The organism is Sorangium sp. So ce836 (assembly GCF_028553905.1).
GTDB lineage: Bacteria > Myxococcota_A > Polyangia > Polyangiales > Polyangiaceae > Sorangium > Sorangium cellulosum_D.
The window spans coordinates 6,258,703-6,285,297 of sequence record NZ_CP102233.1; the positions used below are offsets into that span (position 1 = coordinate 6,258,703).

Below are 26,595 nucleotides of genomic sequence, written 5' to 3' on the forward strand. Positions count from 1 at the left end.
GGGCCCCGGCTGGCGCCTCGGACGCCGACAGCTTGCGCGATGGCGCGCGCGCTTGTTTGTTAGACTGACTAAGTGTCGCTGGACATCCCCACACGGCGCGTCGACCCAGCGCGCGTCGACGCGCTGGTCGTGACCGCGCTGCAGGACGAGCTCGAGGCGGTGCTCGCGCTCGGCGAGGGCGGCCGGGACGGCTGGCGGGAGGCGCGGGATCCGGCCGGCTTTCCGTACTACGTCCGCGAGCTCCCGAACGACCGCGGAGCGCCGCTCCGCGTCGCCGCCGCGTGGTCCGGGCGGATGGGCGAGAGCGCCGCGGCGGCGCGGGCGCAGGGGCTCATCGACGAGCTCGATCCGGGGTGCCTCGCGATGTGCGGCATCTGCGCCGGCAGGCGCGGCGAGGTGGCGCTCGGCGACGTCATCGTCGCGGATCGGGTCTACAGCTATGACGAGGGCAAGCACGTCGCCGCGCCCGGCGGGGGCGGCGACGGCGCGTTCTTCCACGACCTCGAGACGTACAACCTCGAGCGGACGTGGAACATGGACGCCGCGCTCTTCGCGCGCGAGTTCGAGCGGCAGACGCCGCTCGCGGCCGCGCGCCCTCCGTCGAGGGCGTCGCAGGCGTGGTGGCTCCGGCACGCGCTCTACGCGAGCCAGGTCGAGGCGGGGCCGTCGCCCGTCGCGCGGCCGGATCGCGCCGAGCGGTGCCCGGGCTGGGCCGAGCGCATCGGCGAGCTGGAGGCGGCGGGCGTGCTCCGCATCGGCGACGGCGGCCTCGAGCTCACCGAGGCGGGCCTGGCGCAGGTCCGCCGGGAGCGCCTCATCTACCCGGACGGCCCGCCCGAGGCCCGGCCGTTCCGCGTGCACATCGGCCCGATCGCCACGGGCAAGGCGGTGCAGGAGGACGCCGGGCTGTTCGAGCGCCTGAAGTCGATCGGCCGGAAGGTGCTCGGCGTCGAGATGGAGGCCGCCGCGATCGGCTACGTCGCGGAGCGCCTCGGGCGGCGGTCGATCATCGCGAAGGCGGTCTCGGATCACGGCGACCACGACAAGGACGACAGCTTCCGCGCGTTCGCGTGCCGCGCGTCGGCGGAGTTCCTCCTCGCGTTCCTGCGGCGCACCCTGGAGCCCGCGCGCGCCGAGCGCCCCGAGGACACCGGGCGAGGCCGCCGGCTGCGCCGCTTCTCGGCGCGCGCGGGGAGCGGCCACGCCGAGCACCACGACGACATCCTCTTGCCGGGCGAGGGGCGCAGCGACGACTTCCTCTCGCGCGTCGAGCGCGTGTGCAGGCTCCGCGAGCCCGAGGGCGTGAAGATCGAGTGGTTCGACGCGCCCCTCCCCTTCGGCGTCTACCTGCGCGTCTCGGTCAACGAGGGCGGCATCGTCCGCATCGCGCCGCTCGCGGCGCTCGAGACCGGCATCTCGACCGAGGCGGTCTCCGCGTTTTTGGAGAGCATCGACGCCTCGTACCGGCGCGAGGATCCCGGCCTCGTGTCCACGCTCGTCTACGGCGGCGAGCCCGCGCCGGAGGACCTCGTCCGTTACGCGAGCGCGCGGCGCGTGCGCCTCGTGCGGTTCCTCGAGTACCAGGGGCTCATCGACTTCCGCGGCTACCTCGCGTGGCAGAACGCGAAGCTCGAGCGGGACCCCACCTATCCGCCGGCGCTCTACGTCGACCAGCGCATCGCGCTCACGGTGGGCCAGGAGGAGGTGCTGCACGAGCGCGCGCTCGACGCTTTCACCGAGCTGCTCGACGCGGAGCACAGCCGGTTCGTCCTGGTGCTCGGCGATTTCGGCACGGGCAAGACGTTCCTCCTGCACGAGCTCGCGCGGCGGATGGGCAAGGCGGGCGGCCCGCTGACGCCGGTGCTCATCGAGATGCGGGCGCTCGAGAAGGCGCGCGACCTGAACGCGCTCATCGCGCAGCACCTCGCGCTCGCGGGGCTCGGCAAGATCGACCTGCCCGCGTTCCGGCACATGCTCGCCGAGGGGCGGATCGCGCTCCTGTTCGACGGCTTCGACGAGCTCGCGTTCCGCGTGACGTACGACCGCGCGGTCGAGCATTTCGACACGCTGATCCAGGCGGCGCAGGGCAAGGCGGCGAAGGTGGTGGTCACGAGCCGGAGCCAGCACTTCATCTCGGAGCAGCAGGTGAGGTCGGCGCTCGCGGAGCGGGCCGCCTTGCTTCCCGGCTACCGGCTCGCGCGCCTCATGCCGTTCACCGGGGCGCAGATCGGCAGGTTCCTCGTGAACCGGCTCGGCAGCGACGAGGCGGCCGACGCGCGCGTGCGGCTGCTCGCGGACGTGAAGGACCTGCTCGGCCTGTCGGCGAACCCGCGGATGCTGGGGTTCATCGCGGAGATCGAGGAGGCGCAGCTCCGGCAGGCGAAGGCGGGCGACGGGGAGATCACGTCGGCGGGGCTGTACCGGCTGTTGCTCGACCGGTGGCTCGTCTGGGAGTACGAGCGCGCGCACCCGAAGGGCGCGCAGCCGGGGCTGTCGGTGGCGCAGCGGTGGCGCGCGGTGACGGAGCTCGCGACGCGGCTGTGGCAGCGCACGGAGCAGAGCGTGAACATCCGCGAGCTGCCGGCGGAGCTCATCGCGGCGCTGCAGGCGCTGGGGCGGCACGAGCTCGACGTGGCGGTAGCGACGCACGAGATCGGGTCGGGCACGCTGCTCGTGTGGGACGACCAGGAGAACTTCCGCTTCATCCACCAGTCGGTGCTCGAGTGGCTCGTGGCGCGGGAGGCGGCCGAGGAGGTGCAGCGCGCCGGGGAGGCGCCGGCGCTCGCGCAGCGCGAGGTGAGCGACCTGATGGCCGATTTCTTCGGTGCGCTCGCCGGGCGCGACGCGGCGGCGGCGTGGGTGCGGGCGGCGCTCGGCGGAGCGTGGGGGGCGGTGGCCGCGGCGAACGCGCTGCGGATCGACGGGCGGATGGGGCTCGGGGTGCCCGAGCGGATGAACCTCGCGGGGGCGGACCTGCGGGGGCAGGATCTCTCGGGCAAGGACCTGCGCGGGTGCGACCTGCGGGGGGCGGATCTGCGGGAGGCGAAGCTCGTGGGGGCCGACCTCCGCGGGGCGCTGATGGCGGGGGCGCTGCTCGACGGGGCGGACCTCTCGAGGGCGGCGCTCTGCGCGGCGGATCTGACGGCGGCGACGGCGGTGCGAGCGCGGCTGGTGGGCGCGGACCTGACGGGGGCGAGGCTCGCCGCGGTCAAGCTGCGCGGGGCGAAGCTGGTGGGCGCGCGGGGGGCGCGGTTCGACGGGTGCGACACGTTCGGCGCGGCGATGCCGGAGGCGGCCATGTTCGAGCCGACCTGGCACTACGGTGGGAAATGCACCGCGGTAGCCTTCAGCTCGGACGGCGCGCTGCTCGCCACCGGACATTCTGGGAGGATCACGCTGTGGGATGTGCAGACCGGCAGCGCGCTGCGCGTGCTGGATAGCCACTCCGGCACGGTCACCAGCCTCGCCTTCAGCCCTGACGGATACACGCTCGCTTCTGGCTCCGAGGATTGCACCGTCCGGCTGTGGGACGTGTCGACGGCCAGCGCGATCTGCGCGTTCAAGGGGCACTCCGATCACGTGACGAGCGTGGCGTTCTGCCCTGCCGGAGAGCTGCTGGCCTCCGGATCGCGCGACTGCTCCATCCGGCTGTGGCAGGTGTCCACCTGCAGAGAGGTTCGCCTGCTCCAGGGTCACTCGCAAACGGTGACGACGTTGACGTTTGGCGCCACAGGCAGGACAATCGCCTCCGGCTCGTACGATACCACGGTCCGGCTATGGGACGTATCGACAGGGCATACGATCCGCGTATTCAGCGGGCACCAGGGCAGCGTGCTGAGCGTGGCGTTCAGCCCCGACGGCGCGATCCTCGCTTCCGGATCCATGGACCGCAGCGTCGGCCTCTGGCAGACGTCGACCGGAGAAGTCTTGCAGATGCTGCAGGGCCACTCCTACGCCGTGATGAGCGTGGCGTTCGCGCCCGACGGCGCGACGCTCGCCTCGGGTTCTTTCGACAAGACGGTACGGCTGTGGCGCCTCTCTACCGGGGATACCCTGCACGTGCTCCACGGCCACCTGTTCGCCGTGATGAGCGTGGCGTTCGCGCCCGACGGCGCGACGCTCGCCTCGGGCTCTCTCGACGAGACCGTACGGCTATGGCACGTGCCGACCGGCAGCATGCAACGCGCGCTTGGGCAACCGAGGAGCCCCATTTCACAGTTCGCCCTCAGCCGCGACGGCACGACGGTCGCCTTCAAGTCCGACGAGTTTGGCATTCAATTCTGGCAGCTCTTCACGGGAGAGATGCTGTCCACGCTTCGAAATGCCGTGGCCGTCTTTTCGAAGCTCGCGCTGAGCCCTGACGGCTCGATCCTGGCCGTAGGTGCGCGGGATCTGTCCGTCGAGCTCTGGCATGTCGCGACGGGTCGCCTGGTGCGGAGGCTCGATGGTCACTCCAGCTACGTGGTGGGCGTCGCGTTCAGCCCTGATGGTCAGCGACTGGCGTCCAGCTCGTTCGACGGGACCGTACGGCTCTGGCATACGGCGACCGGCGCTGCGTTGCGGGTGCTCCAGGGCCACGACCGCGGCGTGACGGGCGTGGCTTTCAGCCCTGATGGCGCGACGCTGGCCTCCGCTTCACAAGACCGGACCATCTGGCTGTGGCACCTGGAGAGAGGGGACGCGGCGCGCGTGCTCCAAGGCCATGAGCATACGATCGCGAGCGTGGCGTTCAGCCCCGACGGGGCGCTGCTCGCGTCGGGCTCGCAAGACAGCAGTGTTCGCGTCTGGGACATCGCTGCCGGCGAGTCGATATACAGGCTGAACGCTCACTCGGGCCCAGTGAACAGCGTGTGCTTTGGCCCCGGGGGCGCTCTCATCGCCTCGGGGTCGAACGACAGCACCATCCACATCTGGGAGGTGAACGGCGAGCTCGAGCGTGTCCTGCGAGGGCATGCTGGTGCGGTCCTGAGCGTGGCCTTCACCCCTGACGGCGCCACGCTCATCTCCAGCTCCACCGACAGCACCGTTCGTCTCTGGGACGTGCATACCGGCGCGTGCCTCGCCGTGCTCCTCAAGCTCGGCGAGGGCTGGGTCGCCTTCCGCCCCGATGGCCGCTACAAGCTCGGCCGCGACGTCGCTGGCGGCTTCTGGCACGCCGCCAACCTCTGCCGCTTCGAGCCAGGCGAGCTCGACGCGCTCATCCCCGGCCTGCGCATTCCGGACGACCAGGCGCTGCTCCCCGAGCGGCCTTCGCGTCGCGCGGATTGAGCGCAGGGGGGTCGAGAGATCAGCCGCTCCCGACCAGTTCCGATCGAGCCGCGTACGCCGCCCGGCTTGCTCGGCGACCAGGGGCGTCGCTCTTGGCTGCCCGCCGCCGCGGTCGCGTTCGCGCGGCGCGCCCCGGGTGAGGTAAGCTCCGTGGGAGCTGGGAGCACCCCGATGAGCCTTGCCCGAAAGCTGGATCGCCCCGCGACGAGGGCGGACCTCGAAGCGCTGCCCGACACGATGCGCGGCGAGATCATCGACGGCGACCTCTACGCCTTTCCCCGCCCGCGCGCCCCGCATGGCAGCCTCGAGACCAGCATCGCCGCCGACCTCCACGGCCCCTTCCAGAAGCGGCGCAACGGTCCCGGGGGCTGGTGGCTCCTCGTCGAGCCCGGCGTCGAGCTCCCCCGGGCCCCGGAGATCTCGCCGGACGTCGCCGGGTGGCGGCGCGAGCGGCTGCCTCGCCTGCCCGTGAAGGAGCCCATCCGCGTGGTGCCGGACTGGGTCTGCGAGGTCCTGTCTCCCCGGACGCGCGCTTACGATCTCATCGTCAAGCGACGCTTCTATGCCGAGATCGGCGTGGGCCACCTCTGGTACGTGGATCCCGAGGCGAGATCGCTCGCGGTCAGCCGCCTCGTCGACGGCCGCTGGCTCGAGCTCGGCGTTCACGGTCCGACGGAGCGGGTGCGCGCCGAGCCGTTCGAAGAGGTGGAGATCGATCTCGCCATCTGGTGGGAGGATCTCGATCTCGAAGGCGATTGACGCACCACGGCCGATCGACCGCTGGGCCGCGAACGCTCGTTGTCTCGCGCGCCGTGGTCGCGCGTCGATCGCCGCCCGCCGAGGTAATCTCGAGGCGCCGCTCGTGCCGCGGACGCTGATCCAGATCGTGTTCCTCGCCGCGACGGTCGCCGTGGCGATCGGCGGCCATGCGCGGAAGCGGACGTAGGAGCGCGTCGCGTCGCTTCAGGAACGGCCTGCCCGCCGGATGGGACACGGCCCTCCAAGCCAAACCACGGGTTACCCGTCGCCCAGGACACAGATTTGTAAGCCATATTACGATTCCACCGTTGAACGGGACGCAGCGCTGAGAGCGCAGCAGCGCTGCCCGGGTCGCTGCGGCGGGAGGACGCAGGTCGCGCCTCCGGCACCGGGCCGCGGCGCGGGCACGATTTCGCCGCCGCTCGCGGTGCGCCGTCAGTGCGGTCGGATTGAACAGGCCGCCGGCGCTGTGGCACGGTCGCCGGCTGAACGAACCGCGCTCACACGGAGGGAGACCCATGGGCGGAAACAAGGACAGGAAGTCTGGCGCGAAGGACGCGAAGGCCGGCAAGCGGGATGGTGCGAACGACACGAAGGCCGGCAAGAGGGATGGCGCGAAGGCCGCCAAAGCCGGCAAGCGAGACGGCGCGAAGGACGCGAAGGCCGGCAAGCGAGACGGCGCGAAGGCCGCGAAGGCCGGCAAGAAGGAGGCTCGGAGCGCGCGCAAGAGGGATCGGGCCGGCGTCGATCCGGCGGCGCTCATCGCGGAGGCGCGGGCGGACGCGTTCACCGACGAGGCCCCCGAGCGCGCCTTCGCGCACTTCCGGCCGCTCGCGGAGCGCGTGCCGGCGGCGGATCTGCCCGTCTTCACCGGCCAGCCGCTGCTCATGCGCGCGAACGTCAGGGCCGCGCTCGACGCGCTCGATCCGCACCTGCCCGCCGCCGTGAGCGCGCTGCGCGAGCCAAGGCTCAAGGAGGTCTTCGAGCTGCCGGCCCTGGTCATGGCGCTCGACTTCAGCGCGGCGCGCGTGCCGGTCGCGACGCTCAGCGCGGGCGACATCGACAGGATGCTGGCCGAAGGCGCGCCGTGGCGCGAGCTGATGCTGACCTACCTCGAGGTGGCGTCGCACCCGCTGCTCGGCCTCTTGCCGCGCGAGCGCGTCGCGGCCGTGCGCGCGGGCGCGGGCAAGCTCGACAAGGCGCGCGACTTCGTCGCCCTCCCGGGGCTCTTCGCCGAGTTCGCCGGCGCGCTCGCCGGAAAGCACCCGTTCCCTGCCGACAAGCTCGACCTGCTCGCGACGCTGGGCGGCGCGCTGGTGCAGCAGGTGCGCCCAGGCAACGCCGTCGCCGCGGTGCCGAAGCGCACCGGAGAGTCGATCCTGCGCGACCAGCTCGCGGCGCTCGTCGCCGAGCGCTACGACCACCTCCAGGTGCTCGCGGCCGTCGCGCTCGGCAAACGCAAGGCCGACGAGCTCTTGCCCGCGCTGCGCGCCGCGGTCGCGCTCGGCAGCAACGGGGCGGCCACGGCGCCCGAGGATGCGCCGGAGAGCGCGCCGGCGGAAGCGCCGGGAGGCGCGCCGGCCGAGATGACGGACGGATGACCGTGTGAACGAAGATGGGGAGGGGCGCCGCGCGCTGCGCTGCGCCCTCTCCCCGTCTTCAGCAAGCCTTGCGGCGACCCGAGAAGGTCGTCTGTTAGACTGGCGCCGTGGCGGCAGACCTCATCGACTTCGAGATCGAGCGCAGCCGCCACGAGCACTTCTCCGGTCGAGAGGACGTGCTCGCGGCCACCGATCGCCACCTCGACGGCGCGGGCGCGTCGGGCCGCTGGGTGCTCGTCACGGGCGGGCCCGGCATGGGCAAGAGCGCGATCCTCTCGCGATGGCTCGACGTGCAGGAGCAGCGCGGCCGCAGGGCGCCGCACCGCTTCCTCCGGCGTGACGTGATGGGCTGGGATCGCCCCGAGGCGGTCGCGCGCTCCCTGTCGGCGCAGATCGAGGCGCTCTACCCGGCGCAGAAGGACCCGGAGGCGCGGCCGGAGAGCCGGCTGATCGAGCTCCTCGCCAGGGTGTCGAAGCGCGAGCTCGTTCCGCGCGGAGAGCGCCTGGTGCTCGTCGTGGACGGCCTCGACGAGGCGCGGAGCGAGGGCGCCGGGCAGAACCCGCTGCCGGGGTTCCTGCCGTACGCGCTGCCGCCGGGTGTGCATGCGCTCTGCGCCTCGCGCCCGCAGTACCCGCACCTCGGGTGGCTGGAGAGCCGCGGGAACGTGCGGCGCATCGATCTCGATGCGGCCGAATGGACGGGCTCGAACGAGCAGGCCTGCCGCGCGTTCTGGGCCGACCAGGCGCCGCAGTTCACGCCGCGGCTCGACCCGAAGCTCGTCGAGGAGGCGGTCGCGCGGGCGGAGGGGGACCTGCTCTATGCGGTGAAGCTGCGGGAATGGCTCGAGGAGCAGCCGGTCGAGCAGCGGCGCGTGGAGCGCCTGCCCCGAGGGCTGAGCGGGTTCCTGGAGCAGATTTGGCAGCAGCTCCGGAGCCTGCCGCGGGAGCAGTTCGGGCTGGTCGCGAACGGCCTCGGGCTGGTCTGCGCGGCGCGCGAGGCGCTGCCGCTCGAGGAGATCGAGGCGGCGTGGGGGTGGAACGACGTGGAGGTCGGGGAGGATCTCCTTCGCGCAGCGCGGGCGCTGCTCCTCGAGGAGCCGGCTTCGTGGCGCGGCGCGCGGGCCTACCGGCCTTACCACGAGGCGTTCCGCGCGTTCCTCGCGGAGAAGCTCGGGCCGAAGCGCATCGGCCCCGACGGGCAGCGCGTCGTCTCTGCCTCCGATGACAGGACGCTCAGGGTGTGGGACCTCGCCACCGGGAAGCTCCTCTCCACGATGGAGGGCGAGTCCGGCTGGGTCAGCTCTTGCGCCATAAGCCCTGATGGCCAGCGTGTCGTCTCCACCTCGCTGGACAGGGCGATCGAGGTATGGGACCTCGCGACGGGCAAGCTCCTCTCCACCCTTGGGGGCCACGCCGATGGGTTTCGGGCGTGCGCGATCCGATCGGACAGCCGCCGCATCGTCTGTGCTTCGTTGGACAGGACGCTCAAAATCTGGGACACGACGACAGGCGAATGCCTGGACACGGCCCACGGGATCAGCCCGTTTCATTGCGTGGCCGTGTCGCACCAGCTCCTCTGCGCCGGAGATGCGAACGGCAACCTCTGGCTGCTCGATCTCGCCGAGCCCGCGCCGATCGAGAGCGCCGTCGCAGCGCCCAGGCCCGTCCGTCTCTTTTTCAGCTACTCCCACAAGGACGAGGCGCTCCGTGACGAGCTGGAGACCCATCTCTCCCTCCTCGAACGCGAGGGCCTCCTCCAGAGCTGGCATGACCGCCGCATCGCCGCCGGCGATGAATGGGCAGGCCAGATCGACAGGAATCTCGACGAGGCCGAGGTGATCCTCCTCCTCGTCAGCGCCGACTTCCTCGCCTCCGACTACTGCTTCGACAAGGAGATGAAGCGCGCCATGGCGCGCCACGACGCCGGCCAGGCCCGCGTCATCCCGATCTTTCTACGGGAGACCGACTGGCAAAGCGCGCCGTTCGCCAGGCTCCAGGCGCTGCCGAAGGATGCCAGACCGATCACGCTCTGCCGGACCGCGACGCAGCTTGGACCGACGTGGCGAAGGGCATCCGGCGCGCGGTCGAGTCGCTCCGGAGGAGCTCCGGGTAGCTCCCGGGCCAGGTCTTCGGCTCGGCGTCCGTCGTCCCGCTTGCGTTCGGTGACCCTGTGTGTGAGCCTACAACGCGTCGGAGGTGCTTATGAAGAGGCTGTTCGCCAACTTGTTCGCCGGAATGATCGTTGGATCGTCGATCGCTGGCTGTGTGGCCGCGAGTCCGGACGAAGGGGACGACGAGCTCGGAGAGACGAGCGAAGTCGAGATCTTGGAGACGCCAGATGTGCAGCCAGCGAGCACGACGTACTGGGCGTGCGAGGGAACGAGCTGCGGAGGCTATGGGCGCGGCGTACGATACGAATGCTTCGCCGGCCAAGACCCATTCTGCTATCGCACTGAAACCAATATCTGTTGTTAACGGTACAAAGCGGAGACAGGCGCGGCGACTCGCGACGTAGGGCATGCCGCGCACCGCCTCGTCGCGCGCCGACGCGAGCGACGCGTCGAACGGATCGCAGACGAGCGTATCCAGGTAGATAGTCATATCGCGACCTGCCCGCCCACCCCGCCGACCAGCCCTCCCCCATCTCCCATCCCCCCGCCCCTCGCCGCCCCTCACCGGTACGGCCCTCCCCGCCGCTCCCCCCGCATCTCGCGCGCCAGCGCCAGCATCGGCCGCAGCACCTCCCGCGCCGCCGCCGGATCCGCGAGCGGCCCCGCCATCACCACCGCGATCTCCCCCGGCGCCACCGCGACCCCCTCCTCCGCGCCCGCAACGCCCCCGAGGCGCGCCGCCTGCTCCAGGATCGCCCCCGCGATCCGCTGCTCCGCCGCCCTCCTGGGCCTGGCCGCGCCCGCGATCGGCGGATCCAGCCGCAGCGCGAGCCGCGCCCCCGTCGGCGCAGCCCCCTTGAACAGCGTCTCCACCTCGAACCCCGCCCCCTCGAACGTCCCCGAAAGCCGCATCGATCCGACCCGGAGCACCCCGTCGCTCTCCTCCGCGAAGCGGCGCCACGCGGGCAGCCACGCGGCCATCGCCGCCGGCGGCGGAAGCGCCGCGCCGGCCTCCGCGAGCGCCCGCGCGAGCGCGTCGACCGGCGCCAGGAACGCCGCGAGCTCGGGCTCGTCCAACGCCCCGGCGGCGCTCCACACCCGCGCCTCCGCGTCGTCGACCTCGGCCCGGCCGAACGCGCTCAGCGCGCGCCGCAGCGCGGGCGTGAGCGCCGCCAGCACCTGCGCCTCCTCCCGCCCCCGCACCCGGAAACGCCGATCGAAGCCGCTGTCCCCGGTCGCCACCCCGCCGAGCTCCAGCAAGGCACGCGGCCGCACGTCGAGACGCAGCCCCCACGGCTCCGCGAACCGCACCGCCGCGCCCAGGCCGCCCCACGACTCCCTCTCGGCCGGGACCACCTCCACGGCGCACCCCGCGCGCACCCCGCGGAGCGCCAGCTCCCGCTCCGCGAGCGACAGATCGATCCGCTGCCCCACCCGCGACCAGAGCGCGCGCCAGCGATCCGCGCCGATGCGCGGCCGCTGCCCCTCGAGCCCGGCGCGCGGCTCGAACATGTCGACGAACACCGGCACGCGGTGCAGCAGCCGGCCCTCCATGTGCTTGAGCGCCATCTCCAGCACGTACTCCAGGGAGACGTCGCCGAAGCTGAAGGACGGCGCGAGACCGCGCGGCAGCGCGATGTGGAAGGGCACCTCCTGCCCCTCGGCGATCGTCGTGAGATCCTGGATGAACGAGAGCCGGCGGCGCTGGCTCGACCGGTCCCTCGCCCGATGGCGCTCGACGCTGACCAGCGCGACGTCGAGCGCGATCGGACGACTCCCGGCGAGACCGCGGAAGGCGACGGCCCCGGCCAGGATCTCGCCCGGGGCGAACGTCCGGCCCGGCAGCGACACTTCGAGGAATGCGCCGCTCTCCGGCCCGCTCGCGCCGGTGAACGGCTCGTCCCTCGGCGCCTCCGCGATCGAGGGCCGGACGAGGATCTCCTTGCTCTCCGCGGCGTCGATCCACCACGGGATGGAGACGAGCGCGCCGACCTTGCAGCAGAGGGATGCGATGGCGCCGGCGTGCGACGGCGGTACGTCGCCCGGCAGCGTGAACGAGACCCGGTAGCGATGAATCCCCGCGCCGAGCCGCCCCTTCCCGGCCACATCCACGCTGAGGGCGAGCAGATCGCGAGACCCGGAGAAATTCCGGTCCTCGTCGGTGCTGCTCTGCACGGCCAGCGTGAGCTCCAGCGTCACGCGCACGAAGTCGATCGGCGTCTCCGCGGCGCAGTCGAGCGAGATCCCGACGTCGAACGTGTCGCCCGCGTGCACGACCCTGGGCACGCGGAGCGTGATGACAGGGCGACTCCTCATGGCCGCCTTCGAGCGTAAACGACCGCGACCCGGCCGGGCGCCCCTCTCCGCCCGACAGGCGGCGACGCGGCGGGCCCTACCCGCCCTGCAGCGCCCCCCCGCCCCGCGCCATGTACGCCGCGAACAGCGCCGGCGCGAGCCGCTTCATCGCGCGCCGCGCCTCGATCACCGCCTCGCCGGACCGCCGCGCCTCCCGCGACGACGCCGCGGCGAGCGCCGCGACGAAGCGCCGCGCCATCGAGAGCGCCTCGTCTTGCGCAGGCGACCACGGCCGATCCGGCGCTCCTCCGGACGCGGCAGCGCCCCCGGAGCCCGCGTCGTCGAGCGCGATCGCGATCCCCACGGGCGGCGGCAGCACGCCGGTCACGATCCCGACGGGCGCCGACCAAGCCGCAGGCTCGTCCTCGATCTCGAGCTCGTAGCGCGCGACGTCGGGCAGGCCGCGCACCGCCTCGTCGCGCGCCGACGCGAGCGCCGCGTCGAACGGATCGCAGAGGAGCGCCTCCAGGTAGAACCGCCGCGCCGCGGGCTCGCCGAGCGACGTGGCGGCGTCGCCGAGCAGGAACAGCGCGCGCGCGCTCCGCCGGGCCTCCACCGCGCGCAGCAGCGAGGCGTGCGCCTCGGCCACCTCGCCCGCCGCGAGCCAGTAGTACCCGGGAGGCTGCCCCTCGAGCCGCCCGTCGTCGCCCTCCGCCGCGCGGAGCGCCGCCGCCACGCGGCCGAGGAGCACGCGGCGCAGCGACGCAAAGGCGCCGCCCTCGAGATCGAGGCCGCGCGCGATCTCGAGCAGCGCGGCCGCCGGCGCGGCGGAGGCCGCGGCCCGCGCGAGCTCCCGATCGAGCGCGGCGATCCGGTCGGACTGGCGACGGACGTCGGCGTCGGCCGGGCGGAGCGCCGCGAGCTCCGCGAGCGTCCGCCGCGCCTCGCCGAGCTCCCCCGCGGCGACCGCCCCGGCCGCGCGCGAGAGCCGCAGCGTGCGCTGCGCGAACAGGTCGAGCTGCCCCGCGGGCGCGCCGTCGCCAGGCGGCGGGCCGGCGGCGCCGTCGAGCAGGCCAGGCTCCGCCGTGAGCGTGCGGCCTTCGAAGAGAGAGAGCTGTCGCATCTCGAGATCAAGCTCCGCGCAGGCACCCGACCCTACCTCGAGCGACGCAAGGCCGAGGGCATTGCGTCGACAGGAGTCCGTTTACCAAGCGACAGCAGATATCGAGAGATATCGAGCGGCCCCTCTCGGCGCGACGGCGGGCGCTCCGCGAAGCGCGCGGCGCGCCTCGTCAGCAGCGCGCCGCGCCTCGCCGAGAGAGGCGCGTGAGCTCTCCTACTCGGCCGCCTCGCTCAGCCGCTCCGGCACGAGCTCGAGCGCGCAGGCGTCGTCCTCCGCGCGGGCGCCAGCCGCGCGCTCGCGGAAGCGCGCCTCGCCCTCGACACGGCGGAGCTCGTCCGCGAGGGCGGGCGGCGGGTCGCAGGCGACGCCGCGCGCCGACCGCGCGAGCGCCGCGCCGGGGTCGCCGACCGCGAGCGCCTGCCGCGCCGCCTCGAGGTACGCCGCGGCCGCGCGCGCAGGCTCGCCGCCGCGCTCGAAGTGCTCGGCCAGCGCCATGGGGGCGACCTCGCCGCGCTCCGCGAGGAAGCCGCCCGCGAGCGCGTGGCCGAGCCGCCGGTCGCCCTCGGTCAACATGGCGTAGGCGGCCTCCCGGAGGAGCGCGTGGCGGAAGCGGTACGCAGCGCCGCCGCCGGCGCCTCCCGCGCCTCCCGCGCCTCCCGCGCCTCCCGCGCCTCCCGCGCCTCCCGCGCCTCCCGCGCCGCCCGCGCCGCCCGCGCCTCCCGCGCCGCCCGCGCCTCCCGCGCCGAGCCGCACGATCGCCCCGCGCCGCACGAGCTCGTCGAGAGCGCGCGCGACGTCGGCGCCGCCCACGAGCGCGGCGACCGCCGCCTCGGAGAACGCCTCGCCGAAGACGCTCGCGGCACGGAGCGCACGGCGCGCCTCCGGATCGAGCGCGTCGAGATCCGCCTGCACCATCGCGAGCACCGTCTCCGGCGGCGCCGAGATCCTCCCGCGGGCAGCGGCGCGGATCTGCTCCTCCAGGCAGAACGCGTTGCCGTCGGCGCGCTCGACGATCGCCCGCACGAGGTCCGCGCTCGCACGGGCGCCGAGCGCCTCCCGCACGAGCCGCTCGCCGCCCGCCGGCGCGAGCGGCGGGAGGGAGACCTCCCTGCGCAGGTGCGGGTGCCAGAGCCCCGGGAAGATCTCGCGCACGCCGGGCCGCGCGAGCGCAAGCACCGCGAACGGTCGGCCCCGCAGGCGGCGCAGCGCCGCGTCGACCAGCGCCACGGTCGGCGGATCGGCCCAGTGCAGGTCGTCGAGCACGAGGAGCACCGGGCGCGCGGCGCACTCGGCGTCGAGGAAGCCCTCCCAGGCGAGGCGGAGCTCGTCGCTCGAGAAGAGCGGGCGCCGCGCCGGATCGAGCCGCGCGTCGCCGCCGTCCGGCAGCGGGGCGCCCGCGAGCTCGCCGAGCAAGGGCGCGATGCGCGCGCCGGCGCCGCCGCGGCGCGCGGCGCGCGCGCGGAGCTTGCGCCGCCTGGCGGCGATCGGCTCGCCGTCCCGAAGGCCGAGCCCGCCGCGGAGCGCGCGCTGGAGCAGGCCGAAGGCGGAGCCCGCGCTCATCGGGTCGGCCTGGCCGATCCACACCTCGAGGGGCTCGCCGCGCGCCCGGAGCGCGCGGACGAGCTCGTAGGCGAGCCGCGATTTGCCCGCCCCGGCCGCGCCCGTCACGAGCACCGCGCCCGGGGCCTTGCCGCGGAGGCAGGCGTCGATCTCGGCCTCGACCAGCCCGAGCTCGCGCTCGCGGCCGACGTACGGCGTCGGCCGGCCGAGGAGCGCGGGCGGCGCGTCGAGCGCCTCCTCGCGGGCGCCGTACAGCCAGCACCCCGACGCGTCCCTGGTCGCGCCGAACCGCGCGCCGAGCAGGCCCGCGGTCATGTCGTCGATGCGGATGGCCGCCGGGCGGTGCGGATCGCGAGAGCCCTGGACGAGCTGCACCAGGCGATCGATCACCGCGCCGACCGGCAGCCGCGCCGCGACCTCGGCCCGGCCGGTGACGAGCGAGAGCCGCGCGCCGCCGAGCAGCTCCCGGAGCGCGAGCGCGCAGCACGCCGCCTGGGCCGCGAGGTCGGCGGGCGCGGAGGGCCCCGAGAGCGTGACGAGCAGCCACCGCGCCTCCAGGAGCTCGATCCGGCCGCGGTGGCGCTCGACGATCTCCCGGATGGCGCGCGACCGGCCCTCGTCCGCGGTCTCCGAGAGGGTCGCCTCGGCGTCGGCCTCGTCCTCGCGGGCGAGGATGAGGCACATGACCCGCCGCTCGCTCGCCGTGATCTCGCGGGCGCGGGGCGGCGGGTGGGACGACGAGGGGTGCGACCACGGCGGCGGGCCGCCGCCAGGGCGCCTGTCGAGCGCCTCCGAGGCGAGCGCCGCCGCGACCGCGCCGCCGTCGCGCGGGCGGGCCTCGCGGGCCTTCGAGAGCATCCGCGCGACGAGCCGATCGAGGCCGGCCGGGACGTCGGCGCGGAGCTCCCTGAGCCGCGGCGGCTCCTCGAGGAGGACCTTCATGAGCACCGAGAGCGGGTCGCCGCCGGCGAAGGCGGCGCGCCCGGTCAGGCACTCGAAGAGCACGCTGCCGAGCGCGAAGACGTCGGCGCGCGCGTCGATCTGGGGCTCGCCGCGGGCCTGCTCCGGGGCCATGTACTGCGGCGTGCCGCGGATCTCGCCGAGCGTCGGGAACTCCTCCTCGTCCCCGGAGAAGCGCGCGGCGCCGAAGTCGATGAGCCGGGCGCGATCGAGGTCGCCGCCCTCGAGGAGGAGGTTGCCCGGCTTCACGTCGCAGTGCACGAAGCCGAGGCGGTGGACGGCGGCGAGCGTCTCGGCGACGCGGGCGGCGAGCGTCAGGACCTCGGCGATGGTGAGCGGCGCGCGATCGAGCCGCTCCGAGAGGGTCTCGCCCTCGATCCACTCCACCGCGAGGTAGAGCCGGCCGCCCGCGGTCGCGCCGTGCGCGACGTAGCGGGCGACGCCGGGGATCGCGAGCGTCGCGAGGGCGAGCGCCTCCCGCGCGAGGGCGCCGAGCGCCGGGGTCGCGGCCGTCAGCAGGAGCTTGAGCGCCACCTTCGCGCCGGACCGGAGGTCGCGCCCGCGGTACACGCGCGCCGTCGCGCCCGAGGCGGCGTGCTCCTCGACCTCGAACCGGTCGTCGACGACCTCACCTGACCGCATCGAGCTGACGCGCTCCTCTCGGGCGCACGGCGCGCTTCCATGCAGCGTGCCAGCTGCGCGCGTCCGGCGTCCACTGCCACCTGCCGCGACGCCGCGCGGCGCGGCGCGGCGCGCGTGCCGGCACACCATCGCGGCATACGTCACGTGGGGGGCGGCGCCCGCGTCGGCGCCGCGTGCACGATGGCGCACCTCCGCGGCGGCCGCGCGGCGCGGCGCCGCATGCGAGCCGGCGCACCCCCGCGGCGCGAACGCGAGGGCGCCGCGCGCGAGCCGGCGCCCCCGCGGCGACCGCGTCAGCGCGGCGCGACGGCCGCGGCCTCGCCCCCGGCGCGGCGCCGCAGCACCACGTACCGGAGGTGCGGCACGCCGCTCACCGCCGCGGGCGCGAACGCCTCGCCGGCGCCGGGCAGGCGCGCGAGGTGCTGCTCCACCCCGCGCGCGAACCGCGAGGCGGTCCACGGCGAGGCGAGCGCCTGGCCCTCGGCGAGCAGCAGCACGAGCGCGTCCACCCCGCGCGCGTCGAGCAGCGCGCCGGGGATCCGCTTCGTGGTGTGCCCGCCGGGCAGCGCCGCGATGGCCGGATCCGTGACGCCCGCGAGATCCACGAGCGTCGCGCCCGTCGCGGCGCCGAGCCAGCCGATGTCGAGCGCCGCGACGACCTCGGCCCCGGCGAGCGCGCCGCGGAGCTCCTCGATCACGCGCAGCCGGTCGCCGCCGACGCGCGCGGCGGTCGGCCCGACGCGGATCATCACGAAGAGCTGCCCCGCGAGCGCGAGCGCGATCCGGAGCGCCGTGGCGCGCGCGCCCGCGGCCGAGGCGACGTGGGCGGCCGCGAGCACGGTCGCGGGCAGCGCCGGCACGACGAGCCGCGACAGCGGCATCCAGTCGCCGCCCGCCGCCGCGACCGCGAGGAAGTGCACGGCGACCGCCGCGAGCAGCCCGCGCGGCCACGCCGGGAGGGCGCGCCACGCGACCGGCGCGACCAGCGCCACCGGCCCGGTCAGGAGGAAGCAGGCGAGCGCGTACCGGGCCCCGAGCGCCGCGTCCGGCGCCTTGGCGAGCGCGGCGAGCGGCGCCGCGCGCCCGAAGATCGCGAGCCGCGCCGCGGCCACCGCGACGAAGGGCAGGCCCGCGAGCGCGAGCGCGGCGAGCGCGCGGGCCCACGCGGGCCGCTCCACGGGCACAAGCGGCGCCGGCGGCGCAGGCGGCGCAGGCGGCGCAGGCGGCGCAGGCGGCGTAGGCGGCGCGGCGCCGGCGCCGCCGGAGCGCGGGGCCGCCAGGGCCGCGAGCGAGACGACGAGCGCGAACGGCAGGAGCTCCGGCCGGAGCGCCGCCGCCGCCCCGGCGCACGCCGCGCCGGCGAGCGCCCAGCCGAGCGCCGGCAGCGCGACCGCGAGGGCGCCGAGCGCGGCCACGACGCCCGTCTCCATGCCCGCCGCGGCCCAGGCCCCGAGCGGCGCCGACGCCGGCACGAGCGCGAGCGCCGCGAACCGCGCCGGCCTGCCGGACGCGCGATCGACCGCGAGCGCCAGCGCTCCGGCGGCGAGCGTCCACGCGGCGACGCCGATCGCCTTCGCGGCCGCGAGCGCGGCGAGCGGGCCTCCGGCCGCGAACGGCGAGAGCGCGAACGCCCACCCGAGCGGCGTCACCCCGTCGGTCACCGGCCCGGCCGCGTTGAAGCGGTAGCCCAGCCCGCGCGCGAGGTGGTGCGCGTAGCGCGCCGTGATCAGCGCGTCGTCGACCGTGAACCCCGAGAGCGCGAGCGCCGGGAGCAGCGCCGCGAGGGAACCGGCGAGCGCGACGAGCTGCGAGCGCCTCCGCCCGGTCACGCGGCCCGTGCGTCCGCGCCGCGCTGGAGCGGGCAGGAGGACCGCGCGCCCGTCCCGGATCGGCGCTCGAGCTCGGCCGCGCGCGCTCCATCGAGGACGCATCGCCGGAGGCGCTGATGCTCGGGTTGCGCGGCCGTCATCACGGCCGGCGATCCTGGGACAGGCGCACGAAGGACGCAATTGCGCTCGCCTGTCCGCGGCCGCGCCAACGCGCGGACGAGCGCGCATGCGAGAGCGCGGACGTACGGGCGCATGCACGCGCGGACGTACGGGCGCGTGCATGCGCGGACGTCGAGAACGCCCGCGCGCGCCGCGCGTCTCGCGCCGCGGACAGCGGCGGTGACGCTGCGCCTCATGGCAGCCATGCGCCCTCGTGGACGGTATAGTTGCTCGCATGGCACTTCCCGCCGCGCTCCTGGCCGCCGTCGAGCGGCATTCCTGTTTCACCGGCTGCTATCGCAGCGAATCGGAAGTCCAGGTCTGCATCGATCCGGCGCAGGCGCTCGTGCCGACGGTGCCTGTCTGTTGCAGCGATTGCCTGAACTTCCACCCGGCGGCGCTCGTGAGCCTCCTGCCGCTCGGCATGACGTCGTATGCGCTGGCGAACGCGCTGACGGCCCACGTCCGCGCGCTGCGCGGGTACAAGTGGGCGACGGGCGGTTACCACACCGCGGGCACCGGCTTCTGGCTCAACGCCGCCTACTACGGCAACGGGCTCTTCCTCGTCGACGCCGCGCGCAACCGCAACGCGCGGACCGACGTCGACATGCTGATCGAGGCGTTCCAGCACGGCATCGTCCAGCCCGAGGACCCGCGCATGCTCGACCCGGCGCTCTACACGACCGAGCTCGCCTACATCAACATGTCGCGGCCCATCCTGCCGGTCCGCAGCAAGCAGGATCTCCTGGCCTCCCCGCAGCGCAGCGCCACGCCGAGGCAGGGGTTCTCGCGCGTGTCGATCGTGGAGTTCCAGCCGCTCGCCGCGGTCGGCGTCGCCGCGGGCGCGCAGCCGGCGAAGCCGGCGCCTCCGCCCCGCGAGCTCAAGCTCGGCGACACGTGCCCGACGTGCGGCGCCGCGGTCATGGAGCGGCCGCTGTTCTCGGGCACCTTCGTCGGCTGCCTCTGCTGAGCGCGGCCGCCTGGCCCGGTCACGGGGACGGCGGCGCGGCCGCCTGGCCCGGTCACGGGGACGGCGGCGCGGTCGCCTGGCCCGGTCACGGGGACGGCGGCGCGGTCGCGCGCCACACGGTGCCGCCGGTCGCCGGGTCGATCGCGCGCAGCGCGGCGCCGCTCACCGCGGCGCCGCTCACGACGTACACGTAGGGGCCCGCGGCCTTCGCCGCCACGATCCGGTCGCCGAGGTAGCCCGCCGCGCGCTCGTACCGGCTGGCCCCGGTCGCGGGATCGAGGGCGATGATCCGCAGCTCCGTGCCCCCGACGACATCGACGCCGACGACGATGGCGGCGCCGCCGCTCGCGACGAGGAAGAGGTCCGGCCGCCCGCCGGAGAGCGGCGCGCGCACCGGGAGCTCTTTCTTCCAGAGCGACGCGCCGCCGCGGCGCCCCTCGGCCGAGAGCCGCGGCGGCCCCTCGGCCGGCGCCGTGAGCGCGACCTCCACGTCGGCGACCTGGACCACCTGGGGGTTCTTCTTGCGCTCCCAGAACTGCCCCGTGATCGCCGACGGCGGGGGTGCGGTCGGGCAGTCGGCCACCTCGCCCCCGCCGAGCTTGATCCCGGTCGCGGTGCCGTCCTTCAACACCACCGTCGCGCAGCCCTCGCCGGCCGCGATCTCGTCGGGGGCCCCGGGCAGGCTCGCTGCCCAGCGCGGCTTGCCCGTGCGGGCGTCGAGGGCGTGCAGCGTGGCGCTCTCCCCGCCGGCGAGCACGGTGCTGTGGTCGGGACAGGCGAGCGCGTCGGGCCGGTCGAGCTCCGACGAGGACCAGATCCCCTGCCCGCTGCGTCCATCGACGGCGACCACCCGCCCGCGCGTCTTGCCGTCCTGCCACAGCACCGGGTCGGGCGCGTCGTCGCCGTTCGCGTCCACGAAGCAGAGCGCGTCGAGCTGCGTCGTGAGCTGGCGCGCGCGCGGGGCGGGCTCCCGCGGCGGCTCGACGCGCGCGAAGAACATCACCGCGAAGCCGACCCCCACCGCCGCCATCGCCACGGCGAGGAGCGCTTTCACCGCCCGGGGCGGCGTCGGCGCCGGCGCGGGGGCGGGGGTGTCCGGCAGTGCGGCCGCCGCGCCCGGCACGCCGGGGTTCTCGGCGCCGCAGCGCGGACACGTGATCCCATGACGGCTTGCCTCCAGCGAGGCACCACAGCTCCTGCAGGGCCGCATCGCGCCAGTCTATCGCCGCGGGGCGCCCGCGATCGAGGGCGACGGCGCGCGGCGCGCCGGCGAGCGCGGGGCCGGGCAGCGTCCTCGGCCGGGGCCCTGACCCGCCGCTTCTATTTTGCCCACAGGAGGGAGAGATCGAGCTCGATGGCGTCGAACGGCTCGACGCGGACCCGCGCGGCGTCGCGGTGGGTCGCGACGGGGGTCCATGTGCGCACGGACGCGGGCGAGAAGGCCTCGAGCGTGCGCGCGATCGGGTCGACCAGCCACGCGTGCCGGACGCCCTCGCGCGCGTAGACGGGCATCTTCTCGTCGCGGTCGACGGCGGCGGTCGACGGGCTCAGCACCTCGCAGATCCAGTCCGGGGCGAGCGGGAAGAAGGCCGTGTCGGGCAGCTCGGGCATGCGCTCGCGACGCCAGCCAGCGAGATTGGGCACGAGTACCTCCACCTCGCCGGGCGCCTCCGGATCTGGGGAGTGAAGCTCGGGCTCGCGGAAGATACGCCACCCGCCTGGGCCGCCGCGACCGCGGTCGAAGGGGATGAACAGCTCACCCAACAGGGCTCCCTGGGCGTATGCGTGCCGAGGGGCCGGCCGAGGAAACACGTGCAAGGTACCGCGGACAAGCTCGGCGACCTTGTGCGGTGGGACGACCTCGAGGTCGGCGTACGTGGCGCGCCGCTGCGTCTCGGCGGGCTTACCCATGATTCGGAGCCTGCCCGGAGGCGTGCGGCCGCACAAGGCGACCCGCGCGGCACCAACCTACTTCAGCCACAGCACCGAGAGGTCGAGCTCGATGGCGTCGAAGGGCTCGACCCGGACGCGCGCAGCGTCGCGGTGGACTACCGCGGAATCCCAGCGGCGATCCTGGCCGAGCACGTAGACCTCGAGCGTGCGCGCGATCGGGTCGACCAACCACGCGTGCCGCACGCCCTCGCGCGCGTACACCGGCATCTTCACAGTGCGGTCAACTTCCGCGGTCGACGGGCTCAGGACCTCGCAGACCCAATCCGGGGCGAGCGGGAAGAAGGCCGTCTCCGGGAGCTCGGGCATACGCTCACGGCGCCAGCCGGCGAGGTCGGGCACGAGCGCGTCGATCTCGCCAGGCGCGTGTGGGTCGGGGAAGCGCAGCTCGGGCTCGTCGATGATGTGCCAGCCGCCGGGCCCTCCGTCGCCCAGGTCGAACGGTCCGCCCAGCTTGATCCCGAGCCTGGACGATGCCCGTGCGTGAGGTGGTGCCGGCCGGGGCATGACGTGGAGCACACCTGCGATGAGCTCCGCCACCTTGTTCGGCGGGACGGCTTCGAGGTCGGCGTACGTGGCGCGGCGCTGCTTCTCGGCGGGCTGGCCCATGGACGAAGCCTGCCCGGTGCCCCGATGGCAGGCAATGCGGTGCGGAGCAAGCGCCCGCGGCCGGCGCCCGAAAGGGCGGAGCAAATGCGGAAGCGCCGCGGAGCCCCCTCTGCGCCGCCTGCCCGCTCGGGCCGCAAGTCACTGTAACTTCAGCGGAAGTTGCTGTTCGGCGCCCGCGCCGCCGCCCCCTCGCCGCTACGGCTTCGGGATCCGCAGCGTGCCGCTCACCATCGCGCTGCCGCTCACGACGTAGACCAGGCTGAGCGGGTGGAACGCCCAGGGGCCGAGCGCGATCGACCCGAGCCAGATCTGCTCGTGCACGCGCTCCTGCGCGAAGAGCACCCCGAAGAGCAGCACGATGAGCAGGCTCGTGGGAATGGGCGTGCCCTCGTAGTAACGCACCTTCCCGCGCTCGTCCGACAGCTCGGCCGCGGTCACGTTGTACCGCGCGAGGCGGCTGATCCCGCAGGCGACGAAATAGACGAGCGCGGCGGCGTCCCACGGGCCGCGCAGGCCGAGCGCGTAGCCGAGCACCGCGGGCGCGACGCCGAACGAGACCACGTCGGCCAGCGAATCGAGATCGGCCCCGAGCGGCGAGTGCCGGCGACGCCACCGCGCGATCGTGCCGTCGAGGACGTCGCACGCGAGCGCGAACGGCAAGAGCCCGAAGACCACCCAGATGTAGACGCGCTCGCGCTCGGCCACGTAGTTCAGGCAGAGCAAGATGCTCAGGGTGCCGCTCGCCGCGTTCGCCAGCGTGACGAAATCCGCCAGCGCGAACGACCGGAGCATCGAGAAGTGGGGCGGTCTTTCGGAAGGCATGGCGCTCGGGGTGCGAAGTGTGTTGCACGTCCGGTTGGATTTCCAACCATTCTACGTCGCGCGCGCCGCGCGCGTCGCCGACCTCGCGCCGTCCTCGCGCCAGAGGGCCCGCCCCGCGGCGGCAGCGGCGGCGGCAGCCGCGGCGCGCGCCCGGCGCTGTCTAGTCAGGTGGCACGGGCTTGTCCACTCCGCGGCTATCCGCGCACAAAACTTAGGACCCGGCCCCACGCTGCCTAGCATCCCTCGACGGATGCCCGGACTGTCTCTTGTCGCCGACAACACCCGATGCTCACCGGAGCCCGAGCGCACGTCGCTGCACGAGGTGCTCGACTTCGTCCTGGAGGGGGCGCGCAACGCGCCTCCTCCGCTCGATGAGGCGGCGCTGCCGCTGCGCGCCGAGGCCGAGGCGCTGCCGCTCCTCTGCGATCTCGCCGAGGCCGCGGCGGAGCTCGCCTCCGGACGCCGCGCGCGCGCCGTCGTGCGGCTGTGCCTCGAGCCCGATCCCTGGGAGCTCGGCCTCGAGCGCGTGGGCCGCGATCTGCTCGTCACCGTCTTCCACGGCGGCGACGTGCCCGAGGTCGCCCTGCACGAGCGGCGCTTCGAGGGCGAAGCGCTCTGCGCGCGCGTGCTCGCGGCCATCGATCGGTTCGCCGCGCACCGGAGCCCGAGCGCCCGCCGCGACGCCGCCTTCTCCGACAACGACGCAGGCGGCGGCCTCGGCGAGCACCGCCTCCCGGCCGCGCGGCGGTGCCTCGCCGCCGCCCTGCCGTTCTCGCCCGACGATCCGGGCGGCGAGCCCGCCATCGTGGGCGTCGAGCCGACCGGCGAGATCCCGATCGCCATCGCGGCCGAGGCGCTCCTGCGCACGTCCCAGGGCGCCGCGCTCGCGCAGCCGGCCGTGCTCCGCGCCGACCTGTTCTCGCTCCTCTTCCGGGGCAAGATCCGCGTGCTCGTGGGCGAGGAGGCGCGGGAGCTGCCCGACGTCTTCATCTTCCCGTTCGCCGAGCAGCTCGCGTCGCTGTCGCTCGAGTCGCTCGACGCGTGGGCGCGTCGGCAGCCCTACCACCGGCGGCTGACCGTCGGCGGCGCGATCCTCGGCGTGCGGCTGCACAGCGAGGGGGCGCTCTCGCTCACGCTCGGCGTGCCCCGCGTGGGCCGCGTCCCGCCCGGCGATCCGCGCGCGCCCGGCCCGGGCCGCGGCTCGCCGTTCTCGGCCGCCGAGGAGCGGGCGCAGACCTGGACCTTCCCGGCCGTCGACGTGGCCGCGCTCGCCCAGGGCGTCGTCGCGTTCGGGCGCGCGCTCGCGCGCAGCCTCGTGCGCCGCGACCGCGCGCAGACCTCGAACCTGCGCCTGTTCGAGTTCCGGGCGCGCGTGCGCGAGCTCGCCGAGCGGCTCCGCGAGCTCACGCGCAACGACGCGAAGATCAACGTGGCCCCGGAGACGTACCGCGCCTTCGCCGCGGCGGCGCGCCCGCAGGCCGCGGCCGAGGACACGTTCGGGCGGACGCGGCTGCGCTTCACCGCCCGGTGGGTCGCGGCGATCCCCTCGCTCGACCTCCGCGCCACCTTCCTCTGCGGCGACGTGCTCGTCGTGGGCTCGACGCGCGAGCTCACCTGCATCGATCGGCGCACCGGCGAGTGCCTGTGGCGCAAGCAGGCGCCGCGCGCGGTCTCGGTGATGACGCCGGTCGGCCTCGGGCGGCTCCTGCCCGACGGCACGCTGCAGCTGCACGAGCTTTCGACCGGCGAGGTGGCCTGGTCGACGCGGCTGTCGCCGCGCGTCGGGGCGAACGCCTCGGGCGCGGTGGTGAGCGCCCCCGGGCTGCCCCGGATGCTCATCGTGAGCGAGGGGACGCGCCACCTGGCGGCCGTCGACCTCTACTCCGGCGAGGTGCGCTGGCGCTACGCCGCGCGACGCGGCGAGAACTTCCGGCTGCGCCGCGCGGGCAAGCTCGTCGTGGTCGGCAGCGGCGAGCCGGCGCTCGCGGCGCTCGACGTGCTGAGCGGCGAGGTGGTCTGGCGCTTCTGCGACCGGCTGCCGTTCGCGTCGCCGGTGGCGGTCGATCACGACGCGCTCTTCGCCCTGGCCGGCGACGGGGCGTTCGTCGGCCGCGGCGGGGCGCGGCTGCACCACCTCGACCCGTGGTCGGGCGAGGCGCGGTGGACCGTCGACCTGCCGAAGCACGTGGCGCCGGTCGGCGCGCCGCTGCTCGGGCCCGAGACCGTGTGCGTGGTGACCCACGGGCGGCGCGGCACCGGGCTCGTGGGGCTCGATCGCCGCACCGGGGCGACGCGCTTCGACCTCACCGCGTGCGCGGCGACGGCCTCGTGCCTCATGGTCGACGACGTTGTCGTGGTGAACAGCGAGGCGGGCGAGATCGTCGGGGTCGGCGCGCACGACGGCGCGATCCGGTACCGGCACGTGCTCGCGGGCGGCGTCGAGGGGGACCGGCCGCGGCGCCTCGAGCCGGTGCTCCGCTCGGGGGCGCTGTTCGTGCCGCAGAGCGAGGTGCACGTGGTGCGGCCGCGCGACGGCGCGCTGCTCGGCAAGGTGCCGACCGACCTCATCCCGGATCTCCTCCGGGTCGACGAGCGGTGCGACGTCTACGTCGCCGAGGAGAGCGGCCACCTGGCCGCCTTCGCCGCGGCGCCGCGGCTCAGCCTGGTCCAGTAGCAGCCCGCGGCTCGGCGGCCCCCGGCCGCCCGGCGCCGCGGCGCGATCAGCGCCCCCGCCGGGCGGGCTTCCAGATGAGCTCGAGCGTCACGTCGATCACGCCGTCCTGGATGAGCCCGAGCCGCTCGGCGGCCCGGCGCGACACGTCGATGATCCGGCCGCGCTTGAACGGGCCGCGGTCGTTGATCCGCACGCGCACGCGGCGGCCGTCCCGGCGGACGACGTCGACGAGCGCGCCGAAGGGGAGCGTCCGGTGCGCCGCCGTGAGCGCGCGGGGGTTGTAGGGCTCGCCGCTCGCGGTGGCGCGGCCCTTGAACTTGTCGGCGTAGTAGGTCGCGCGCCCGCGCTGGATCGGGACCCCCTTCGCCGCGCCCCGGGCGCTCGCGGGCGCGACGGGCGTGGAGATGCGGCCGTCGTCCTCGCCCGCGTCGTCGTCCCCGGCCCGGCCCGGCGGGAGCGCCGCTCGGGGGCCCGGCGGGCGGGAGACCTCGGCGGACAGGGGCGCGGCGCCGCCCCTGCGGGCCGGGATCGGCTGGTGCGCGGCGCAGGCCGGGGTGCCGAGGAGGAAGACGAACGCGAGCGCCCTCGCCGCGCCGCGGCGTCCCGCCGGCGTCATCACGTCGCCTCGGGCGCGGCGCGCTCGGCCGACGCGGGGTCGAGGGCGGCCACGGGCGGGGCCGCCGCGGCGGCGAGGGCCAGGTCGGCCGGCGCGCTCCCCTCCCCGTCCAAGGCCAGCGCCGCGCTGGCCTTGGACCGCACGAACCTGGCCAGCTCGCGGAACGGGACGCCGGTCGGGCAGGTCTGCTCCTTCTCGGCGAGCACCGCCTCGGGCACGTGCGAGAGCGCGAGCGCCGCGGCGTCGAAGTCCGGCATGCTCCGCGAGGACGCGAGCACCACGGTCATGAGCCCGGGGTAAGCCCCCCTCGAGGCGGCGATGCGCTCGGCCTCGCCGAGATCGCAGCGCCCGCACGCGATGCAGCGGGAGAAGCCGGGCAGCGCCGCGCGCTCGGCGGGCGAGAGCGGCGGCAGGCCGTCGGCGTCGTAGTTCTCGCGGAAGAGCGCAAGCCCGCTCGGCCCGTCGAACAGACGGCGCACCACGACCTTGAGGAGCGACCACGCGAGGACCGCAAGGGCTAGAGCACGGCCGGAAAGCACCCTCGGTCCATAACCCGAAACACGGCCGCGCGCAGACCCGATGCGCCCGGCGCGGCCTGAACTGGGGCGCGTGGCTGGATCTTTCCACCTCGGTGGCGGTCGCGCGCA

General features: G+C 74.9%; 16 protein-coding genes. 6 read left to right on the forward strand and 10 right to left on the reverse strand.

Annotated elements, in window-relative coordinates; genetic code table 11:
• The first annotated feature begins 72 nt into the window (after window positions 1-72).
• The 4 genes from NQZ70_RS22620 to NQZ70_RS22635 all read left to right on the forward strand — a co-directional run bounded on the left by NQZ70_RS22620 (window position 73) and on the right by NQZ70_RS22635 (window position 10,084).
• Window positions 73-5,268, forward strand: coding sequence for a pentapeptide repeat-containing protein (locus NQZ70_RS22620; RefSeq protein ID WP_129576043.1), 5,196 nt, complete (start codon window positions 73-75; stop codon window positions 5,266-5,268).
• Between the two features lie 171 nt (window positions 5,269-5,439).
• Entirely contained in the window at window positions 5,440-6,027 is a 588-nt protein-coding gene (locus NQZ70_RS22625) for a Uma2 family endonuclease (protein WP_129576044.1), read from the forward strand.
• A gap of 518 nt (window positions 6,028-6,545) precedes the next feature.
• Window positions 6,546-7,628 (forward strand): hypothetical protein, encoded by a 1,083-nt coding sequence (locus NQZ70_RS22630; protein ID WP_129576045.1) that lies wholly within the window; start codon window positions 6,546-6,548, stop codon window positions 7,626-7,628.
• A 107-nt stretch (window positions 7,629-7,735) separates the two neighbouring features.
• A complete protein-coding gene (locus tag NQZ70_RS22635) occupies window positions 7,736-10,084 on the forward strand; it encodes a TIR domain-containing protein (RefSeq protein ID WP_207217926.1) in 2,349 nt (782 codons plus the stop codon).
• A 216-nt stretch (window positions 10,085-10,300) separates the two neighbouring features.
• Here the strand turns inward: NQZ70_RS22635 and NQZ70_RS22640 are convergent, their stop codons facing one another.
• From NQZ70_RS22640 to NQZ70_RS22655, 4 genes are all read right to left on the reverse strand, one after another.
• Window positions 10,301-12,055: a hypothetical protein gene (locus NQZ70_RS22640; protein ID WP_237245529.1), complete on the reverse strand. Its 1,755-nt coding sequence runs from the start codon at window positions 12,053-12,055 to the stop codon at window positions 10,301-10,303.
• A 76-nt stretch (window positions 12,056-12,131) separates the two neighbouring features.
• Window positions 12,132-13,157, reverse strand: coding sequence for a hypothetical protein (locus NQZ70_RS22645; protein ID WP_129576046.1), 1,026 nt, complete (start codon window positions 13,155-13,157; stop codon window positions 12,132-12,134).
• A 213-nt stretch (window positions 13,158-13,370) separates the two neighbouring features.
• Entirely contained in the window at window positions 13,371-16,319 is a 2,949-nt protein-coding gene (locus tag NQZ70_RS22650; RefSeq protein WP_129576047.1) for a serine/threonine-protein kinase PknK, read from the reverse strand.
• A gap of 293 nt (window positions 16,320-16,612) precedes the next feature.
• On the reverse strand, window positions 16,613-18,148 hold the full coding sequence (locus tag NQZ70_RS22655) for a hypothetical protein (protein ID WP_129576048.1): 1,536 nt from the start codon (window positions 18,146-18,148) through the stop codon (window positions 16,613-16,615).
• Between the two features lie 394 nt (window positions 18,149-18,542).
• Between NQZ70_RS22655 and NQZ70_RS22660 the strand changes: the two genes are divergently transcribed.
• Window positions 18,543-19,277, forward strand: a complete 735-nt coding sequence (locus NQZ70_RS22660) for a hypothetical protein (RefSeq protein WP_129576049.1) — start codon at window positions 18,543-18,545, stop codon at window positions 19,275-19,277.
• Between the two features lie 85 nt (window positions 19,278-19,362).
• On the opposite strand, the gene NQZ70_RS22665 is transcribed toward NQZ70_RS22660, so the two are convergent.
• The 4 genes from NQZ70_RS22665 to NQZ70_RS22680 form a co-directional block, all read right to left on the reverse strand.
• Complete coding sequence (locus NQZ70_RS22665; RefSeq protein WP_237245530.1) at window positions 19,363-20,487, reverse strand: PQQ-binding-like beta-propeller repeat protein; 1,125 nt, start codon at window positions 20,485-20,487, stop codon at window positions 19,363-19,365.
• A gap of 110 nt (window positions 20,488-20,597) precedes the next feature.
• Window positions 20,598-21,188 carry a Uma2 family endonuclease gene (locus NQZ70_RS22670; protein ID WP_129576050.1) on the reverse strand — a complete coding sequence of 197 codons (591 nt, stop codon included), beginning with the start codon at window positions 21,186-21,188 and terminating at the stop codon, window positions 20,598-20,600.
• Between the two features lie 57 nt (window positions 21,189-21,245).
• Entirely contained in the window at window positions 21,246-21,836 is a 591-nt protein-coding gene (locus tag NQZ70_RS22675; protein ID WP_129576051.1) for a Uma2 family endonuclease, read from the reverse strand.
• Window positions 21,837-22,031: 195 nt separating this feature from the next.
• The gene (locus NQZ70_RS22680) at window positions 22,032-22,658 is read right to left on the reverse strand and encodes a phosphatidylcholine/phosphatidylserine synthase (protein ID WP_129576052.1); all 627 of its coding nucleotides are present in this window, start codon (window positions 22,656-22,658) and stop codon (window positions 22,032-22,034) included.
• 250 nt (window positions 22,659-22,908) lie between these two features.
• Between NQZ70_RS22680 and NQZ70_RS22685 the strand changes: the two genes are divergently transcribed.
• Window positions 22,909-25,332: a PQQ-binding-like beta-propeller repeat protein gene (locus NQZ70_RS22685; RefSeq protein ID WP_129576053.1), complete on the forward strand. Its 2,424-nt coding sequence runs from the start codon at window positions 22,909-22,911 to the stop codon at window positions 25,330-25,332.
• A 46-nt stretch (window positions 25,333-25,378) separates the two neighbouring features.
• Here the strand turns inward: NQZ70_RS22685 and NQZ70_RS53415 are convergent, their stop codons facing one another.
• On the reverse strand, window positions 25,379-25,684 hold the full coding sequence (locus NQZ70_RS53415) for a septal ring lytic transglycosylase RlpA family protein (RefSeq protein ID WP_408022435.1): 306 nt from the start codon (window positions 25,682-25,684) through the stop codon (window positions 25,379-25,381).
• 263 nt (window positions 25,685-25,947) lie between these two features.
• Window positions 25,948-26,487: a hypothetical protein gene (locus NQZ70_RS22695; RefSeq protein WP_237245531.1), complete on the reverse strand. Its 540-nt coding sequence runs from the start codon at window positions 26,485-26,487 to the stop codon at window positions 25,948-25,950.
• Window positions 26,488-26,595: the final 108 nt, after the last annotated feature.

What these genes read in the sequence shown, in the direction of transcription:
- NQZ70_RS22645 (WP_129576046.1), bottom strand. Translation starts at nt 13,157, where the DNA reads ATGCGACAGCTCTCTCTCTTCGAAGGCCGCACGCTCACGGCGGAGCCT.
- NQZ70_RS22685 (WP_129576053.1), top strand. Translation starts at nt 22,909, where the DNA reads ATGCCCGGACTGTCTCTTGTCGCCGACAACACCCGATGCTCACCGGAG.
- NQZ70_RS22625 (WP_129576044.1), top strand. Translation starts at nt 5,440, where the DNA reads ATGAGCCTTGCCCGAAAGCTGGATCGCCCCGCGACGAGGGCGGACCTC.
- NQZ70_RS22660 (WP_129576049.1), top strand. Translation starts at nt 18,543, where the DNA reads ATGGCACTTCCCGCCGCGCTCCTGGCCGCCGTCGAGCGGCATTCCTGT.
- NQZ70_RS22640 (WP_237245529.1), bottom strand. Translation starts at nt 12,055, where the DNA reads ATGAGGAGTCGCCCTGTCATCACGCTCCGCGTGCCCAGGGTCGTGCAC.
- NQZ70_RS22680 (WP_129576052.1), bottom strand. Translation starts at nt 22,658, where the DNA reads ATGCCTTCCGAAAGACCGCCCCACTTCTCGATGCTCCGGTCGTTCGCG.
- NQZ70_RS22665 (WP_237245530.1), bottom strand. Translation starts at nt 20,487, where the DNA reads ATGCGGCCCTGCAGGAGCTGTGGTGCCTCGCTGGAGGCAAGCCGTCAT.
- NQZ70_RS22630 (WP_129576045.1), top strand. Translation starts at nt 6,546, where the DNA reads ATGGGCGGAAACAAGGACAGGAAGTCTGGCGCGAAGGACGCGAAGGCC.
- NQZ70_RS22670 (WP_129576050.1), bottom strand. Translation starts at nt 21,188, where the DNA reads ATGGGTAAGCCCGCCGAGACGCAGCGGCGCGCCACGTACGCCGACCTC.
- NQZ70_RS22650 (WP_129576047.1), bottom strand. Translation starts at nt 16,319, where the DNA reads ATGCGGTCAGGTGAGGTCGTCGACGACCGGTTCGAGGTCGAGGAGCAC.
- NQZ70_RS22675 (WP_129576051.1), bottom strand. Translation starts at nt 21,836, where the DNA reads ATGGGCCAGCCCGCCGAGAAGCAGCGCCGCGCCACGTACGCCGACCTC.